Source organism: Methylomonas sp. MS20, assembly GCF_050275925.1.
GTDB classification, from domain to species: domain Bacteria; phylum Pseudomonadota; class Gammaproteobacteria; order Methylococcales; family Methylomonadaceae; genus Methylomonas; species Methylomonas koyamae_A.
On record NZ_CP189962.1, the window covers coordinates 3,452,941 to 3,470,242 of the forward strand.

17 protein-coding genes are annotated in these 17,302 nt (G+C 55.9%); 13 read left to right on the forward strand and 4 right to left on the reverse strand.

What is annotated here, in order from left to right:
• Nucleotides 1–47: 47 nt before the first annotated feature.
• Both ACQE3D_RS15350 and ACQE3D_RS15355 read right to left on the reverse strand, forming a co-directional pair.
• Complete coding sequence (locus ACQE3D_RS15350; RefSeq protein WP_313729834.1) at nt 48–3,398, reverse strand: P-loop NTPase fold protein; 3,351 nt, start codon at nt 3,396–3,398, stop codon at nt 48–50.
• Between the two features lie 45 nt (nt 3,399–3,443).
• Nucleotides 3,444–3,662, reverse strand: a complete 219-nt coding sequence (locus tag ACQE3D_RS15355; RefSeq protein WP_139306112.1) for a hypothetical protein — start codon at nt 3,660–3,662, stop codon at nt 3,444–3,446.
• 113 nt (nt 3,663–3,775) lie between these two features.
• Between ACQE3D_RS15355 and gspE the strand changes: the two genes are divergently transcribed.
• The 13 genes from gspE to gspD all read left to right on the forward strand — a co-directional run bounded on the left by gspE (nt 3,776) and on the right by gspD (nt 15,578).
• Nucleotides 3,776–5,488 (forward strand): type II secretion system ATPase GspE, encoded by a 1,713-nt coding sequence (gene gspE, locus ACQE3D_RS15360; RefSeq protein WP_409521112.1) that lies wholly within the window; start codon nt 3,776–3,778, stop codon nt 5,486–5,488.
• A 561-nt stretch (nt 5,489–6,049) separates the two neighbouring features.
• Nucleotides 6,050–6,292 carry a DUF2281 domain-containing protein gene (locus ACQE3D_RS15365; protein ID WP_064028109.1) on the forward strand — a complete coding sequence of 81 codons (243 nt, stop codon included), beginning with the start codon at nt 6,050–6,052 and terminating at the stop codon, nt 6,290–6,292.
• A complete protein-coding gene (locus ACQE3D_RS15370; protein WP_064028107.1) occupies nt 6,289–6,693 on the forward strand; it encodes a type II toxin-antitoxin system VapC family toxin in 405 nt (134 codons plus the stop codon). The genes ACQE3D_RS15365 and ACQE3D_RS15370 overlap by 4 nt, the downstream gene beginning before the upstream one ends.
• Before the next feature lie 8 nt (nt 6,694–6,701).
• Complete coding sequence (locus tag ACQE3D_RS15375) at nt 6,702–7,919, forward strand: type II secretion system F family protein (protein ID WP_313729832.1); 1,218 nt, start codon at nt 6,702–6,704, stop codon at nt 7,917–7,919.
• Between the two features lie 18 nt (nt 7,920–7,937).
• On the forward strand, nt 7,938–8,363 hold the full coding sequence (gspG, locus tag ACQE3D_RS15380; RefSeq protein WP_064028101.1) for a type II secretion system major pseudopilin GspG: 426 nt from the start codon (nt 7,938–7,940) through the stop codon (nt 8,361–8,363).
• On the forward strand, nt 8,363–8,854 hold the full coding sequence (locus ACQE3D_RS15385; RefSeq protein WP_313729831.1) for a GspH/FimT family pseudopilin: 492 nt from the start codon (nt 8,363–8,365) through the stop codon (nt 8,852–8,854). Before gspG ends, ACQE3D_RS15385 begins: the two co-directional genes overlap by 1 nt.
• Nucleotides 8,841–9,257 (forward strand): type IV pilus modification PilV family protein, encoded by a 417-nt coding sequence (locus tag ACQE3D_RS15390; RefSeq protein WP_064028097.1) that lies wholly within the window; start codon nt 8,841–8,843, stop codon nt 9,255–9,257. The genes ACQE3D_RS15385 and ACQE3D_RS15390 overlap by 14 nt, the downstream gene beginning before the upstream one ends.
• 5 nt (nt 9,258–9,262) lie before the next feature.
• Complete coding sequence (locus tag ACQE3D_RS15395; RefSeq protein ID WP_313729830.1) at nt 9,263–9,976, forward strand: prepilin-type N-terminal cleavage/methylation domain-containing protein; 714 nt, start codon at nt 9,263–9,265, stop codon at nt 9,974–9,976.
• On the forward strand, nt 9,960–10,907 hold the full coding sequence (locus ACQE3D_RS15400) for a general secretion pathway protein GspK (protein ID WP_064028093.1): 948 nt from the start codon (nt 9,960–9,962) through the stop codon (nt 10,905–10,907). Before ACQE3D_RS15395 ends, ACQE3D_RS15400 begins: the two co-directional genes overlap by 17 nt.
• Nucleotides 10,908–10,990: 83 nt before the next feature.
• A complete protein-coding gene (locus ACQE3D_RS15405; RefSeq protein WP_427550978.1) occupies nt 10,991–12,088 on the forward strand; it encodes a PilN domain-containing protein in 1,098 nt (365 codons plus the stop codon).
• Nucleotides 12,081–12,659: a type II secretion system protein GspM gene (gene gspM / locus ACQE3D_RS15410; RefSeq protein ID WP_071155549.1), complete on the forward strand. Its 579-nt coding sequence runs from the start codon at nt 12,081–12,083 to the stop codon at nt 12,657–12,659. Before ACQE3D_RS15405 ends, gspM begins: the two co-directional genes overlap by 8 nt.
• Nucleotides 12,656–13,288 carry a hypothetical protein gene (locus ACQE3D_RS15415; protein ID WP_168029786.1) on the forward strand — a complete coding sequence of 211 codons (633 nt, stop codon included), beginning with the start codon at nt 12,656–12,658 and terminating at the stop codon, nt 13,286–13,288. Before gspM ends, ACQE3D_RS15415 begins: the two co-directional genes overlap by 4 nt.
• Nucleotides 13,278–15,578, forward strand: a complete 2,301-nt coding sequence (gspD, locus tag ACQE3D_RS15420) for a type II secretion system secretin GspD (RefSeq protein ID WP_313729828.1) — start codon at nt 13,278–13,280, stop codon at nt 15,576–15,578. Before ACQE3D_RS15415 ends, gspD begins: the two co-directional genes overlap by 11 nt.
• Nucleotides 15,579–15,652: 74 nt before the next feature.
• Here the strand turns inward: gspD and nqrM are convergent, their stop codons facing one another.
• Complete coding sequence (gene nqrM, locus ACQE3D_RS15425) at nt 15,653–15,856, reverse strand: (Na+)-NQR maturation NqrM (protein WP_313729827.1); 204 nt, start codon at nt 15,854–15,856, stop codon at nt 15,653–15,655.
• A 219-nt stretch (nt 15,857–16,075) separates the two neighbouring features.
• Complete coding sequence (gene nqrF / locus ACQE3D_RS15430) at nt 16,076–17,296, reverse strand: NADH:ubiquinone reductase (Na(+)-transporting) subunit F (protein ID WP_064028077.1); 1,221 nt, start codon at nt 17,294–17,296, stop codon at nt 16,076–16,078.
• Nucleotides 17,297–17,302 lie beyond the last annotated feature (6 nt).

Genomic DNA, 17,302 nt, shown 5'->3' on the forward strand with positions numbered 1-17,302 from the left:
AAAGCCCGGCAAATTGCACTCAAATTGCGCTCCGGCGGACGACCAGCCTACATCCCCGTACCCGACCGAAAGCTAAAGCGCGCCACCAGCGGCGCCCAGTGCCTCAATTCTCGTAAGTTTGTCGGCTGCGTCGTTCGGTAGGCGGTCAATGCGCCAAGCACGTACTTAGCCTCGTTAGCGTAAATCAGGCTGCGCAGGTAGTCGTCGAACAACTGGAAAGCATCCTCGTCGCGATGTTCGTCCAAAAAGCGCAGCATGTCCAGCGAACTGCGCGGCGCGCCGGTGACCAAGGCCAACAGCGTCATCGCGGTCCGGTATTCGCCGTTGGCGCCGTGTTCTAAAACAAAGGTTTCCCGCTCCAAGGCATCGATCGAGGCTTTCAAGATTCGGTAGGTATTGACGAAGCGCTTCAGCCGGCGCGGCGACTTGCCGACCGCGCCCGCCAGGCGCAGCATGTAATTGCGTTCCTCGGCGGCGATGTCCAACAGTTCCGCCCCTTTCGGCGTTGGTGAGGGCTGGGCCTTGGCCGCGTCGAGGTGAGCCGCTTGCGACGTCGCGGCCTGTTGATCGGCGGCCGGCAAGTCCGCGGGCTTCTGCTCCGCGGCGTTATGCCCGGATTCGACACCGGCTTGGCCGACCGGCGCCGGCAACAATTCGAAAATCAGATTGCGGCTGGCTTGTTCTTCCATCGGCGGCAACCAAAACGGAATCTGAAAGATTTTTTCCAAATAATCGAGCGCGGTCGCGCCGTCAATGTCGGCTCGGCTAAGCGCCGTCGGCGTGGTCTGGCATTGTTCGTCGCCCGGCGTCAAATGGTTGGGGTATTTTTCGGCCAATGATCGGGCCGCCCAGCGAATGTCCACGCCGACCACGACCACGAACAACTCGAAGGCCAGCATCAGGTGAATCGCTTCCAGCACCGCCACGACGCGATCGCTGGGACAACGGTCCAGGTCGTCGATATACAACACGATCCGATCGATGGGTTCCGGCGTGGTCGGTGCGGACTCGGACTCCCGGCGCATTTGCTTCATCAAATCGCTCAAGGTCTGGAAGTCGGCGCGGATGGCCGCGACAATACCTAGATATTGCTCGTAGTTCCTGCCGCTAAGGCGTTGCTCCACCAACCGGGCAATACGTTGCGCCGACCGGCTTTCCGCGACGGCTTGCTCGGCTTGTTCGACGTTTTGTATTGCCATCAGTAGCGAGGCTTCCGCATCGGCCAGCTTGGCCTGAGATTGCCGAAAGGCTTCCTCGGCAGACAGGAGATCGGCTTGATTTTCCAAGTGTTTGGCGGCCAGCCGGCGGTCTAACTCACCGCTCAAATTATCGAATTGATTCAAGCCCTCGGACACTGTTTTCAAATGGCCTTTCGCCCAAGCGATTGCCATCCCGCCGACCGCGCCCAGTTCGGCAAGCAAGGTCGATAGCATGGCCCAAGCATTGCCTATCCAGTCTCGAAAAACCGTAGCGAACAATGAGACGACGACGAGTACCAGAATCGCCACGACCGTCAGTTTACGAAATTCATTTTTGGAAATCGGCGCGCGCGACAACCAGCTCAAAGCCGACCGCACTTTGCCGGTTGCCGAGCGACTGTCGCGCACGATGTCCATCAAAGCGCTCACGGTTTGGCGGCCTTCCAGAATGTCTTGGCGAATGCCGCGATACCCCAGGTAATCTTCAGCCAAGACCAGCAAACGCTCCAGGTTTTGGTCCGCGATCACTTCGGCGTTGACCGCCGCGACGACATCGACAGCGCTTAGCGCCCGCACTTTTTCGGCTTCCAGTCTGGCCTGCTGCCGAACCGCTTGCAGCGCATTATTGCGATCGTCTTGTTCGTCACGTGCTCGGTTAAGCTGATTCTCTGCCTCCGCTCTGGCCTCTTTAGCCAAGTTTAAATCCTGTTGCACCGAGGCCAAAACATCGGACGCGTCACTCGGGCCAAGCAGCGCTTGATTTAACTCCTGGAAAATGGTCTGAACCAGACTGGCCCATAAGTCTTGCTCCGCGTAATGCCAGGCATTGAAACGGATCGACAGGATTCGCCGGCAAAACAGACGCTTGCCGTCCGGCCCGAGCGTGGAATTGGCGCACAGCCGCTCGGTTTGCTCGCTGATTAAGCGCATGAAAAAGCTCTTGCCGGCACCCCAATCGCCGAAAATGCCGATCGACAACGGCGGTCTGACCTGTTCGGCGGCCACGACCACCGCGAACGCGGTCGCATAACGCGCGACATCCAGCTTGTCGATGCCGGTATCGGCCGAATCCGAGCTATAGCCGGCGATGGTCGGCGGCGTGGTACCGATCAAGTGAAAGCGCCATTGCAAGCCGTCGTCATTGACCCAGCGCCGGGTAAAGTCGCCCAAGACTCGATTACGCAGCAACGGTAGGCTGACACCTACCCGCTTCAGTGTTTTATTGGCTGTCGAATCCGGCGAGACCAACAGCGAGGCGATAATATGGCGGACACCGATGATTTCGGTTCCGCTAATCGCCCGGGCTAGCGTCCGCGCTCGATCCAAAATATTCTTGAAGCCGTGCGTCGCCGAAAAAGAGCTGCCGCTACCGGCGAACGGGGAATCGAGGGTCGTCAGCGTTCGAGGCTCGCCGATTTTTAGCGGGATAGCGACCAGTTCGGCGAAGGTCGCGCAATCGGGCACTTCGCGCAGCGACACCAGCAGATCGAGCAAGCTTGCCGAGGAAAATAGCGGCGGCGAGTGGCTCGCTATCGTTTGTTCCAAGGTGCGCAGCAATTGCACGGTTTGGGTATCGAATGCATAGCCACCCAAGAATTGTCCCGATGGTTGTAAATCGTCGGTATCCAGATACCCGCTCAACACCTGCGCCCAACCGCCAAACTCCGCCGAATAGTGATCGTGTATGTATTCGGCGAACCGGCTTCGCCACACCTCGGCTTCGAAGCCCCATTCTTGGTGCAGTTGATGGTTATGCCCTGGCGGATTCCGAAAAAAATACGCGGCCAGCACGTGGCGGGTCGCCAGCGGCGCGTCGCCGGCGCAACCGGTTTCCAAAGCCAGGGTGTGCGCCTCTTGCAGCACGGTCCGCGCCGAAATACTGATCGCGACTTGCCGCGACGCGGCCGGCCGGCCGTTACGAACGTTTTCCAGAATCGGCTCGCGTTGCGCCTCGGTCAGGCGCCGCTGCCGGTAGAGGTTTTCGACCGCAACGCCGCCGCGCTGAATTTGGGCTTGCAGCCAGACCGATAGCGCATCGCCGTTCCATAGCAAGCCGATCAGCAACGAGGTGTAGCTGATGTTGGCATCGTCTTCGGAAACGTCGCCGATATGGGCGGCAATTTCCAAGGCCTTCTGCAATTCCGAATCGGCGGAGAAACCCAATTCGGCCATCCAGTTTTCGCCGCTGTTTGCGCTCATGACGGACTCTGGTTTTGAGGAAGATGTAGGCCAGCTTACCGCCGGTTAGCGAGGACTTTGGGTCTCGGTCGCCTCGCGACGCTCGCGCTGATAGCGGTCGTAGTCGGGGCGTTTTTCGCAATCGTCAGCCATCGCCTTTTGGCACTGCATCTGCCTGGCATTGCTGAGCGCATGGTAACCCATCCGCTGTGCCCAATCGCTCGAACAGCCGCCGGCCGCGACCGCCGCGACGGTCAATAGCCCGGCTCTCATTCCATTCGTCATCGTTATTTTCCTTCGGCATGGCGCCGTGACGCGTTGCGGTAATAATCGGCAGCCAGACTCAGTGGAAAATCGCTACAATGCCGGCCACACGGCTTTAGTTTACGGCACCGACGATGGACATGGAAATCGCAAATCGACCCGAAAAATACGCGGCTTTTCTGAGCCTGCTCAAACACCACGGCAAACTGTCCGACAGCGACTTGAGCAAGGTTCGGCGCATGCAGAAAACCTCGCTGGACGACTCGCTGCCCCAACTGTTGATCAAGCTCGGCATGTGCTCGGACGCCGACGTCGCCAATTGCTTCGCTCAGACCAGTGGCCTGCCCAAGGTCGCCGGCGAACAATACCCGCCGCAATCGCCGCTGCCCGAGCTCATTTCCCGGCGCTTTCTCAAGCAATACCACGTGGCAGGCCTGGAAGCCGGCGAGGATGCCGTCACCGTCGCGGTGCTGGATCCGGAAGACGACTACGTCGCTCAAGCCCTGCAACTGGCGACCGGCAAGCCGGTTGCGCTGAAAATAGGCCAAATGTCCGACATCGACGCCGCGTTGGAACTGCAATACGGCGAAGGCAAATCGCAAATGGACCAACTGCTGGACGGCCTGAGCAGCGAAGAAGAAAACAGCGAAGACCTGGAACATCTAAAAGATCTGGCCAGCGAAGCGCCCATCATCAAAATGGTCAACTTCATCCTGCAAAAAGCCGTCGAAAGTCGGGCCTCGGACGTACACATCGAACCGTTCGAGCAAAGCCTGAAAGTGCGTTTGCGCATCGACGGCGTGTTGCAGGACATCGACTCGCCGCCGGTGGCCTCGACCGCCGCGGTGCTGTCGCGGATCAAGATCATGGCCAAGCTCAACATCGCCGAACGCCGCCTGCCGCAGGACGGCCGGATCAAATTGCAAATGATCGGCAAGGAACTGGACCTGCGGGTCTCGACGATCCCGACGCTGTACGGCGAAAGCGTGGTGATCCGTTTGCTGGACAAGGAAAACGCGGTCCTGGATTTTAAAACCCTAGGTTTCGTCGGCAAGCAGGCCGAGCGTTTCATGGAAGTGCTGGCGCAACCGCACGGCATTATTTTGATTACCGGTCCGACCGGTAGCGGTAAATCCACGTCCTTGTACGCCGCGCTGAAAACTCTGAACACCTCAGAGCGCAAGATCATCACCGTCGAGGACCCGGTGGAGTATCAACTGGAGGGCATCAACCAAATTCAGGCCAAACCGCAGATTGGCCTGACCTTCGCCTCGGCATTGCGCTCCATCGTCCGCCAGGACCCGGATGTGATTATGATCGGCGAGATGCGCGACCTGGAAACCGCCAAGATCGCGGTGCAATCCGCGCTGACCGGCCACTTGGTACTGTCCACGCTGCATACCAACGATGCCGCCGCCGGCGTCACCCGCTTACAGGACATGGGTCTGGAGGAATATCTGCTTAGCTCGACGATCAACGGCATTCTGGCTCAACGCCTAGTTCGCCGATTGTGCCCCGTTTGTAAGCAAGCTCATCCGGCCTCCGACACGCTGATCGAAGAAATGAAACTGCGGCAGTGGCAGCCAAGCGGCGAAATCCTGCTGCACAAACCGGTCGGCTGCCCGACCTGCAACGGCATCGGCTACAAGGGCCGACTGGCGATCATCGAGTTCTTGACGATGACCGACACGATCCGCAAGCAAATCATGAAACACGAGGAAGCTTTCGTAATCCAGCAAACCGCGATCGCCGAAGGCATGCAAACCATGTACGAAGACGGCGTCGGCAAAGCCTTGCAGGGCACGACCACGCTGGAGGAAGTGCTGAGGGTGACGACCGAGGCGTAATTGGATTACATAAAGTCGTTATGTGGATTTATTGAAAATAATCAATTGTGGATTGGCGAAATCCGATCCAAGGCGGAAGTTCGTGTATTTATCTTGAATGTCGGTTTAAAATTTAAATCAGCCATTCAAATAATAAAAGTTGTAGGGTGGATAAGCGAAGCGCCATCCACCTATTTGCGTTCCTATGGTGGATGGCGCTTCGCTTATCCACCCTACGGCCCTAAGAAAAGATATTGAAATTGCCAGGCGAGTTGCCTTGTAGAACGGAAATCCTTGGAAATGCGATAGACAGCAATTGGTAAAATGGCCCTAGCTCACCGGAGGTAATATGTATGCCGCAATTAAAGGCATTTACGAAAACGGCCAAGTCATACTTGAAGAAACCCCGGCAACCAATACGAAGTCGAAAGTAGTTGTTATGTTTCTTACCGAAGAACAAACTGTAGCTAAATCTGTCCATCAAGCCCGGTAGGTACGATTAGCATAGCGTAATCGTACGAAGACAAAATACCATTATGCGTTTTATATAATTCTAAACCTAGCAGTTGTCGGAGGCCAAAAATGTTGCAAGAACTGTTAATAGAAGAAATCAAACGAATTCCCGATGAAAAACTCGCCGAAGTTTACGATTTAATTCACTACTTTAGACTCGGTTTGGCGCAAGAAACCCAGGCAGTCGAAAACAATATTTCGGAGAGAACACCGGGTAGCTTAACGCGACTAGGTTCTTTGCAAGGGAAAAATTACAATATTCCAGACGACTTTAACGACCCGCTAGACGACCTGCGGGAGTATATGGAATGAACTATTTAATCGATACTCAAATATTAATTTGGTATCAACTAAATAGCTCCAAACTCGGCCCAGGCGTTTTAGCGCTAATCAACAATAGAAAAAATATTGTTCAAATCAGCCAGATAAGCCTTTTTGAAATCGCCATCAAACAAAAGCTCGGCAAGTTACCGGAACTGGACATCACCGTTGACGCATTGACAGGCTTGATTCGCCAAGACGATTTTAATTTGCTTGACCTAAAAACCAAACATATCAACGCGTACGCCAATATTCCATTACTTCCCAATCACCGCGATCCATTCGATAGACTATTGTTAGCTACTGCCTTTAGCGAAAACATGCCGATTGTTTCCGCCGACGAGAATTTTGCCTTATACCCACCGCAAATCCAGCTCATTGCCAATCGCTAAACCATTCCATGCCTTTATATTCCTACAAAGCCGTCAACAATCAGGGTCTCGCCGAGGAAGGCGTGCGCGATGCCGCCGACGAGCAGGCCCTGCTGCTGGAACTGCAAAATCAGGGTTTGATTCCGATCCGCGTCGAAGCGGCCAAGGACAAGACCTTTCTCGGGTTCAAGCTGAAAACCGCCGGCGTCCGCCTGTCCGCTAAGGAAATCGGCATGCTGACCGCCGAATTGGCGACGCTGCTGGAATCCGGCCTGCCGCTGGACCGCTCGCTGACGATCTTGCTGCAACTGACCGAGGATAAGCCCAAGCTCAACAAGCTGACCGCCGACGTACTGGACAAGGTCAAGGGCGGTAAGGCACTGGCCGACGCGCTGGAAAGCCAGACCGGCGTGTTTTCCAAGTTTTATCTGAACATGATCCGCGCCGGCGAGTTGGGCGGCAATCTGGGCGGCGTATTGCAGCGGCTGGCCGAATATATGGAGCGCGCCCAAGAGTTGAAGGATACCGTCAGCACCGCGCTGATTTACCCGGCGGTGTTGCTGGTGATGTCGCTGGCGTCGCTGTTCGTGATGTTGACCTTCGTCGTGCCGCAGTTCAAGGAAATGTTCGATAGCGCCGGCCAAGCCTTACCGGTGCCCACGCAAATCGTGGTCGGGCTGGCCGAGTTCCTGCAAAGCTATTGGTGGCTGTTGCTGTTGGGCATCGCCGCGACGGTGCAATATTTCAAATCCCAGCTCGGCGCGCCGGCCAGCAAGAAGGTCTGGGACGGCCGGTTTTTAAAAGCCCCGCTGGTCGGCGAAATCGTGTTGACGATGGAGGTTGCCAGCTTCAGCCGTACCTTCGGCACCTTGCTGGGTAACGGCGTATCGATCTTAAAGTCGCTGGTCATCGTCCGTGAAACCGTCGGCAACACGGTGTTGGCCGAATCGCTGGATTATGCCGAGGGCCAATTGAAACAGGGCCGAACTTTATCAGAGGCTCTGAGTCAACAAAGCCTGTTTCCCAAACTCGCCGTGCAAATGATTAAAATGGGCGAGGAAACCGGCCGGCTGGAAGAAATGCTGATGAGGGTGGCCGGCATTTACGACAAACAATTAAAACAAACGATACAACGCATGCTGGCCTTGCTGGAACCGGCGTTGATTATCTCGTTGGGCCTGATGATAGGCGGCATCATCGTCTCGATTTTGCTGGCGATTCTCAGCGTCAACGATCTGGCTTTTTAATCCAAGGAGAGACACGCGATGACACACACGATACGCCGCCAACGCGGCTTTACGCTGCTGGAACTGTTGGTGGTATTGGGCATTATCGCCATGCTGGCCGGCATCGTCGGCCCGCAGGTCATGAAACACATGGGCGCCTCCAAAACCAAGGCGGCCAGGGTGCAAATCGAGGATTTGGCTGCGGCCCTGGACATGTACAAGCTGGACGAGGGCCGCTATCCGACCCAACAACAAGGTTTGCTGGCGCTGATCGAAAAACCGTCCGACGCCAAGCGCTGGAACGGCCCCTATCTGCGTAAGGAAAAAATTCCGCAAGACCCCTGGAACGTCGATTATCACTACGTCTTCCCCGGCCAACACGGCAAGTTCGATTTGTTCAGCTACGGCGCCGACGAGAAAGAAGGCGGCGAAGGCGAGGAACAAGACATCAATAGCTGGGAATAATGACCCGGCCGCCCCGCCCCGCCGCCGCGCGGGGCTTCACGTTGATCGAGATGGCGATCGTGTTGCTGGTCGCCGTGCTCGGTTTCGCGGTGCTAGGCAACAATATCGCTTCCGGCAACCACGCCACCAAGTTGCAGGCCGTGGCGCGCGACATCGCTTCAGCGCTGCGCTATGCCCACGGCCAGGCCTTGTTGACCGGCAAAACCGCGGCGGTCACGATCAGTCTGGCCGACAACAGCTACCGAGTCGACCATCGCGACAAGACTTACGCATTCGCCGAAGACATCGACGTGTCACTGGTGGTTGCCGAGGAAGAATTCGCCGACGGCGAGCAAGGCAGCATCCGCTTCTTCGGCGACGGCTCCTCGACCGGCGGCCGCATCACGCTGGAATGGGGCAATCTGTCCAAACAAATCGACGTGAACTGGATTACCGGCGAAGTCGCGATTTCGGCCGCCGAACCCGATCTACTCGACCATGCGACGGCTTGACGGCTTTTCGCTGCTGGAGATTTTAGTCGCCTTTTCGATCATGGCGATCGCGCTGACCATCGTGTTGCGGGTATTTGGCAACGGCGTCAACCACGCGGGAATCGCCGAGGAATACACGATCGCGGTGCAAATCGCCGAGTCGCTGATGGCCCGCACCGGCGTCGAAACCGCGCTGGAGCCGGGCGAACTGGACGGCAACGAAGGCGAACGCTTCGATTGGCGGGTCAGCGTCCAACCGGTGCAAAACAGCGGCGGCGTTCGCGAAAGTCTGCGCAAGCTGGCCGACGGCGACCAGGAACCGGCCGCGCGACTGATGCGAGTCAACGTCACCGTAGCCTGGGGCGACGACGAGCAGCGCCGCACCGTTGAACTCGATACCTTAAAACTGACCACCGCTCAATAGCCGGCATGGACCGCCCGATTCGAAACGGCTTTACCCTAATCGAAATGTTGATCGCGATGACGCTGCTCAGCGTCATCGTCGCGCTGCTGTTCGCCAGTCTGCGCATTGCCGCCGAGAGCTGGAACGTCGGCGAAGCCAAGCTGACCGAGGTCAACCAGAAAGCCGTGGTCTATCAGTTTTTCAGACGCCATCTCAGCGGCATCAAACCGGTGCCGGCACCGACCGAAGACAACGAGTCATCGCCGACCGGTCTGAGAACCGACACCCCCGACGCCGCCAATCAAACCGCCGAGACGCTGGCCTTCGAAGGCCGTCCGCACGCGATTCGTTTCGTCGCGGCGCTGCCTTCGGCTTCGGCCCGTAAGGGCTTACAGACGTTTACCGTCGATACCGACCCTGATAGTTCGTCGGTGATTCGGGTTTCGCTGGTACCTTACGGCCAATTGCCCGACGCCGCGGCAGAGGCCACGGTCCTACTGACTAATGTCGAGGACTTTGAGTTGGCCTATTACGGCACCAACGCGGAAACCGATAAAACCGCCTGGCACGAGCAATGGATCAACGCCGAGCAACTGCCGTTGCTGATTAAGGTCCGCATCGTCTTGCGAGACCACAGTTTCTGGCCCGACATGATCTTTCCGGTCAGAATCAATGCCAGACCGACGCTGACCGCGCCGCCCGCCAATGCCGAGAGCGTGGACGATGCCAACCCGAATTAATCGGCAATCCGGCTTCGCGCTGGTCATCGTCATCTGGATTTTGACCTTGCTGAGCATCATGGCCGGCAGTTTTGCATTAAGCATGCGCCGCGAAAGCAGCGTCAGTTATGCGCTGCACAAAAACGCCGAAGCGATGGCGATCGCCGAAAGCGGCATCAATCTGGCTATTTTCAGGCTGCAACAAACCGACAAGGAGCAGCGCTGGCTATCGGACGGCAGCGTTTATCAGGTCCCGACCGTGGACGGCGTCACGCGCATCAAGATTCTCGCCGAATCCGGCAAGGTAGACATCAACGCCGGCAAGGAGGAACTGCTGCAAGCCGTGATTGCCGGCGCGACCAGCGACGAGAAGGAACAAGCTCGCTTGGTGGACGCGATCGTCGATTGGCGCGATGCCGACGACGAGCCGCGTCAACACGGCGCCGAACGCAAGGAATATCAGCAGGCCGGTTTGCGGCAGCGCCCCGGCAATCGACCGTTCCAGTCCGTCGAAGAACTGCAACAGGTGATCGGCATCGACGCTGAATTGCTGGAACGCCTGCGGCCCTGGCTAACCGTGTATTCGGAACAAGCCGAAGTGGATTTCAAGGTTGCCGATCCGAAGCTGTTGCAAATCATCGGCGCCGATCTGAAAGAACGCAATGTTCATGATGTATACTTGGACAATCGTTTGGCGGCTCAGTCGTCGGACCAGGAAGACACCGGCGAAACCGGCGAGGACAGCGGAATCGCCGAGAACCAGGCTTTTACCATCACGGTGGAAACCCGGATTGGCGAAGACGCCGGCGCTGGCCTCGAAGCGGTCATTAAGTTTCAGAATCAGAACCCGGATGAGCCTCCTATAAAAATCCTGGATTGGCACCCTCGGCAAGACGCATTGTCGTTATTCGACTCGGCTATGGAATCCCAGCTAATTTTTGTTCAAGAATGAATTTACAAGCGACAATCGATTTTGACCTGCGGCGGTTTTTCCGCTGGTGGAGCAAAGAGCTGAGCTACTGGATACCCGCTCCGGTGCTAGCCTTATTAAGCGACCGCAGCGGCTATCTGATTTTCGCCGAAACCCCAGCCGGCATGACCGCGACGTTTCGCCGCGCCCTAGACCCCGATCAGCCTCCCGTCTTCAGTAAAACCCTGAATCGCGACAATCCCGATGCCTATCGGGAGTTGCTGGCGCAACAACCGGAACTGCAAAAAGCCGACACGCTGCTCAGGCTGGAAGCGGGCCAGGGTCTGACCAAAACCATTTATCTACCGCTGGCCGCCCAGGAAAACCTGGCGCAAGTGGTCGGTTTCGAGCTGGACCGGTACACGCCGTTCAAGGCCGACGCGGTGTATTTCGCCAACTTACCGTTGGGGAAAACCGATTCGGGCCAACTACGGGTTCAGTTGGTGCTCACGCCGCGACCTGTGCTGGATCGCCTGCTGGAACAATTGCAGAGTTGGGGCGTGCAACCCAGCGGCGTCGATTACGCCGAGGCGTTACCCGCTGAAGGTATCACGGCGGATTACAATCTATTGCCGGAACGTTTCCAACCGCGCGGCAATCGCTTGTCGCAATCGCTGCACTGGCTTTTAAACGCATTGTTTGCGCTATTGTTGCTGGCCGCGACAATTTGGCCGGTTTGGCGAGAAGGTGAAGCGGTCGAGCGCTTAAAGGCCAGTATTAAAACATTGGAAAAGGAAACGCGGCTGATTGAGGGCCAACAACAGGAAATCGAGGCGGTGCGGAGCAAGACTCAACGCTTGATCGACCTGAAAACCCAAACCCCCTCGCTAATCGAAGTGCTCAACGAGCTCAGCAAGTTATTGAAAGACGACACCTGGCTCACCCACTTTCAGTACACCGACAAGCACTTGCAGGTTCAGGGCCAGTCGCCGGCCGCGTCCGCGTTGATCGGCATCTTGGAAGCGTCGCCCTATTTCGCCAACGTGGCTTTCGTATCGCCATTGACTCAGGATAAGAACACCGGCCGGGAACGCTTTCAAATCAGCATGGATGTCGCCGCCGTCGCCGAAACCGAACCCTCCGAAGCCGCCGATACCGCCGAGGAAACCGACACCGATGCGAATCCGGCCGATGACAACGGGTCAGGGACGGCGAATGAGTAATCCGCGTTATCAACGTTGGTTGGCTCTTGGGCTGTTGATCGGCGTCGTCTTGACCTTGCTGTTTGCGATTCTGCTGCCCTTGTTGAATCAATGGTTGGATTATCGCGACCAAAAAAGCGATTTGTTATTCCGCCTGCAACGCCAACAAGCCGTTGCCGCCCGCAAACAAGGCGTGGCCGACAATTTACAAGCCTTGCAACAGCAATTCGAAGAGCAGGATTACTTCTCGAACAGCACGACCGAGGCCTTGGCGTCCGCCGAGCTGCAAAACGCGATCAAGACGGCCGTCACCGAAGCCGGCGGCCAGCTCACCAGCACGCAGGGGCTGCCGGGCAAAGCCGAAAACGAATTCGTCCGAATTTCAGTGAAGGTGCGCATGGTGTCCTCGATAGACGCACTACGCCACGTGTTGCACAGCATTGAGTCTTCGGTACCGCTGCTGGTAATAGATCAACTGGACATTACCCCGGTTCGCGGGGCCCGCAATCGCGGCACCAACAAAATAGACCCCAGCACCCAACTCAACGTCAGTTTTCAAGTGGTCAGTTTCATGCGAGCCAAATCCTCATGAACCAAAAACTATTGAAACTGCAATTGATAGGCTGCGGCCTGGCAAGTTTAACGCTGGCCGCCGAGTGGACTTACGGCAATCTTGCCTGGAACGAGTTGCTCAAGGCCTTGGAGCCGCCCGTGCCGGCTGAATTTCAAAGCGAGGAATTGCCGGAACTGCCGGAGCGCCAACGCTCGTTGGAGAATTTCGCCGAAATCGTCGATCGCCCGGTGTTTATCGAAGGCCGCCGGCCGATTGCGGATACCGCGACATCCGATGCGACCGCCGGACCGGACCTGGGCCAGATCGACGATTGGGCCTTAATCGGCATCTACAACAAAGACCGGAATCCGATCGCACTGTTCAGCAAACGCAACGAAGCCAAAAAATTTCAAAAGCTCAACGAATCGCAAAGCATTTCCGGCTGGACGCTTAAACAGATACTGGCCGACCGGGTTGTGCTGACCCAAGCCGGCCAGGAAAAAGCCGTCGCGTTACGTAAGCCTAGACCGCAAACCAAACCGCCGGTGCCGGGCAGGCCCCCCGTGCCGCCGAGACCGGCGCAACCGCCAGCCGCCATGCAGCCGCCCCCGAAACCCAACGAACCATCTCCGCCCGTTGAAAATGTCGAGAACATCAATGACAACTAGTAAATTCACTCTTACGCCGGTCGTGGCGTTAGCGCTGTCGATGACAGGTTGCGAGTTTATCGGTCCGCAATTCCATCAGAAACTGCCATTGGCCGACATCAAACCGGCGTCCGGCGATCAATTATCGCTACCGGAGTTGTCCAACGAAGCCGATAAAAACGCTGAAAACAAAGTCACCAAGGTCGAGTTGTTCCCGAACGGCGAACCCGTCATCAACGCCCAAGCCAACACCACGTCCGAACCGAAAAAATCGGTCGGTAAAGGCGAATACAGCTTGAATTTCGACGACGCGGATCTTGGTGAAGTAGCCAAGGTGATCCTCGGCGATATCTTGAATCGCAACTATACGATCAGTCCGCAAGTCACCGGCAAAGTCACGCTACAGACCTCGAAACCGCTCAGCAAGGAAGAATTGATTCCGACCCTGGAAATGCTGCTGAGCCTGAACAATGCCGCGCTTTCGACGCTGGACGGGGTTTATTTGATCAAGCCATCCAACGAAGCTATTTACAGCAGCTCGATCAACTCTCTGTCGGGTTCGAAAATGCCCAACGGTTATCAGGTCCGAATCATTCCGGTCAAAAACGTCGCCGCCGCGGAATTGGGCGAAATTCTGAAACCCTTGCTGCCGGAAAAAGCTCTACTGCATGTCGACGCCAATCGCAATCTGCTGATGGTGGCCGGTTCCGGCGCCGAGCTGGGCCGGGTCATGGATGTGGTCAATACCTTCGATATCGATATTTTGAAAGGTCGTTCGTTCGCGCTATTCACGCCGGCCCACGTCAGCGCCGGCAAAGTCATAGACGAACTGGACCAAATCTTCAACCACAAACAGGAGAAGGACAAAGGCGGCGATTCCAGCTTCTTCCGTTTCATCGAAATCGAACGCCTGAACGCGATTCTAGCCATCACCCATCAGGCGCATTACTTAAAAGACATCGAAAACTGGATCTTGCGACTGGATAGGATCAATCCGGCGGCGGCCGGCGGCGTGAATGTCTACCGAGCGCAGCATGTCAATGCGATGGATCTGGCGGACACTCTGAGCAGCATTTACGGTAGCGGCGGCGGTCAGCGTAGCTCGAAAGCCTCGATTGCCTCAGGCCGGAAAAGCATGTCGGCCAGCAATCGCTCAACGTCCGGCTCCGGCACCGGTTCTTCGAGCAGCTCCAGTTCGATTTCCGGCTCCAACTCCAGCAGCGGCAGCCGTAGCGACGCCAACGAACGCACGCTGAGTGACCGGACCCAAGACCGAAATCGTAGCGGTAGCTCGAGCGGCAGCGTCGGATCAGTACTTGGCAACGCTTCGACAGCAGGCTCGAACAACAACGACATGCCCAACGTCAAAATCATTCCCGACGAAGGCAACAATGCATTGATTATCGTCGCGAATTCCGAGGAGTATTCGAAAATCCTGCGGGTCTTGAAACAATTGGACGTGTTGCCGATGCAAGTATTAATTGACGCGACCATTGTTGAAGTCACGTTGAATAACGACCTAAAGTACGGAATCCAATGGTTTTTCAATCACCAAAACGGCGGTAATAACACGATACAGGGCGGCTCGAACCAAGGCATCGACTTAGGCAAAGCCGCTCTGGGCGCAGCCACCAGCGGGTTTTCCTACGCCTTCGTCAGCGGATCGAAGGATATTGCTGCTGTATTAAACGCCAGTGCCGTCAATAACAACATCAATGTCATTTCTTCTCCGTCGCTGATGGTCTTAAATAATCAAGAAGCATCCATCAAGGTCGGTGATTCGGTACCGGTTAGATCTTCCGTCACCAGCAACACCAGTAACACTACGACAACCGGCATCGTTCAGACGAGCTCGATTCAGATGGTCGATACGGGCGTCAATTTAGCGGTCAGGCCCCGAGTCAATGCCAGTGGTTTGGTATTAATGGACATCCTACAAAGTGTCAATGCCGCAAAAAAGACCACCACAAGTGACACGATCGACTCGCCAACGATACAAAAACGTGAGATCGAAACCAGCGTCGCCGTTCAAAGTGGAGAAACCATCGTTTTAGGCGGCTTGATCAAAGAGGATAACGATTATTCGCGAAACGGGGTTCCGGTTCTGCATGAATTGCCTTTAGTAGGGCCTCTATTCGGTGGAACCACCCGAAACAAAGATAAGACCGAGTTAGTGGTATTGCTGACGCCACGCGTGACAAAAACCCGTCAGGATGCGCGAGAAGTTACCGAAGAATTCAAACGCAAACTGTCTGGAATTTACGAAGAAGTAGCACCGCTTAACGTTGAAATAGAAGAATCCATTCAATAGAAATCCCGCTTGGTGCATAGCTTGGCGGGATAGAACTGTTTTATCCCGCCGATAAAAAACGCAAGCGGGAATAGTTAACCGTCAACTCGCTCACCCTGCGCCAATAAGGCGGCTTGCTCGGCCTCCAACAGTTTGCGCTTGTCGCACTTCTCGGTACAAATACAGTTCCCGGTACCGCCGCACGAGCCTTTGATCGCGTGCCGACCAAAGATCACGCCAACCGCCATGACGGCGATCACGACCAGCATAAACACGAAAGTTACTAAAAAATACGTCATGGTTGCCCCCTAATTCGATATCGCGGTTGAAATACGTACCGCCGATAGATTGTCAAAAACTGAAATAGTTACCCGGCCGGCCGAAATCGGCGCGGCGATCACGGCAATTTAAGCGTATTCGCGCATCAAACCTGATTCCAATCGAATCCAATCATCGCACAAAAAAAACGAGGAGAAATCCTGAGATTGCTCCTCGTTCCCGACCGGCAAAAAACCGATTTAGCCGCCGAAGTCGTCCAGGAAGATGTTTTCCCTGTCTACACCGTTAGCCAACAGCATGTTGATCACCGACGAGTTCATGATTGGAGGACCGCACATGTAGAACTCGCAGTCTTCCGGCGCCGGATGGTTCTTGATGAACTCCTCGAACAACACGTTGTGGATGAAGCCGGTGTAACCGGTCCATTCGTCTTCCGGCAACGGATCGGACAGAGCCACGTGCCATTGAAAGTTGTCGTTCTCGCGTTGCAACATGTCGAAATCTTCGACATAGAACATTTCCCGCTTGCTGCGCGCGCCATACCAGAACGTGATTTTGCGTTTGGATTTCAACCGACGCAACTGGTCGAAAATGTGCGAACGCATCGGTGCCATACCGGCACCGCCACCGATGAAGACCATTTCGGCATCGGTATCCTTGGCGAAAAATTCTCCGTAAGGACCTGAAACCCAAACTTGATCGCCCGGCTTCAAATTAAAGATGAAAGAAGACATGATGCCTGGCGGAATACCGTCCGGCGCGCCCGGCGGCGGCGTGGCGATCCGCACGTTCAACATAATCTCTTTTTCTTCCGGATAGGAAGCCATCGAGTAGGCCCGCAGAGTCGGTTCTTTGACGTCGGAAACATAACGCCACAGATTGAATTTATCCCAATCCGGACGGTATTCCTCGGCGACATCCATATCCGCGTACTTGGACACGTGCGGCGGACATTCGATTTGAATATAACCACCCGCGCGGTAATTGATCGCTTCGCCTTCCGGCAATTGCAATACCAACTCTTTAATGAAGGTCGCGACGTTGTCATTGGACTTGACGGTGCAAAGCCATTTTTTGACGCCGAATACGCTGTCCTCGACTTCGACCGCCATATTGGTTTTCACCGCGACCTGGCACGCCAGACGTTCGCCGTGAGCCGCTTCGCGCTTGGTAATGTGCGACAGCTCGGTCGGCAGAATATCGCCGCCGCCGCTATGCACTTTCACCTTGCATTGGCCGCAAGAACCGCCGCCGCCGCAAGCGGACGAAACGAACAATTGGTTGTCGGACAGCGCATTCAACAATTTCGAACCGGCCGGCACGTGAATCTTCTTCTCGTTGTTGATCAGAATTTCCACATCCCCGGCGGCCACCAGTTTGCTTTTCGCGCCGATGATCATAAACACCAGCGCAATCACGATAGCCGTGAAGAAAATAACCCCTAATGCAATTTCTAGCATTACGAT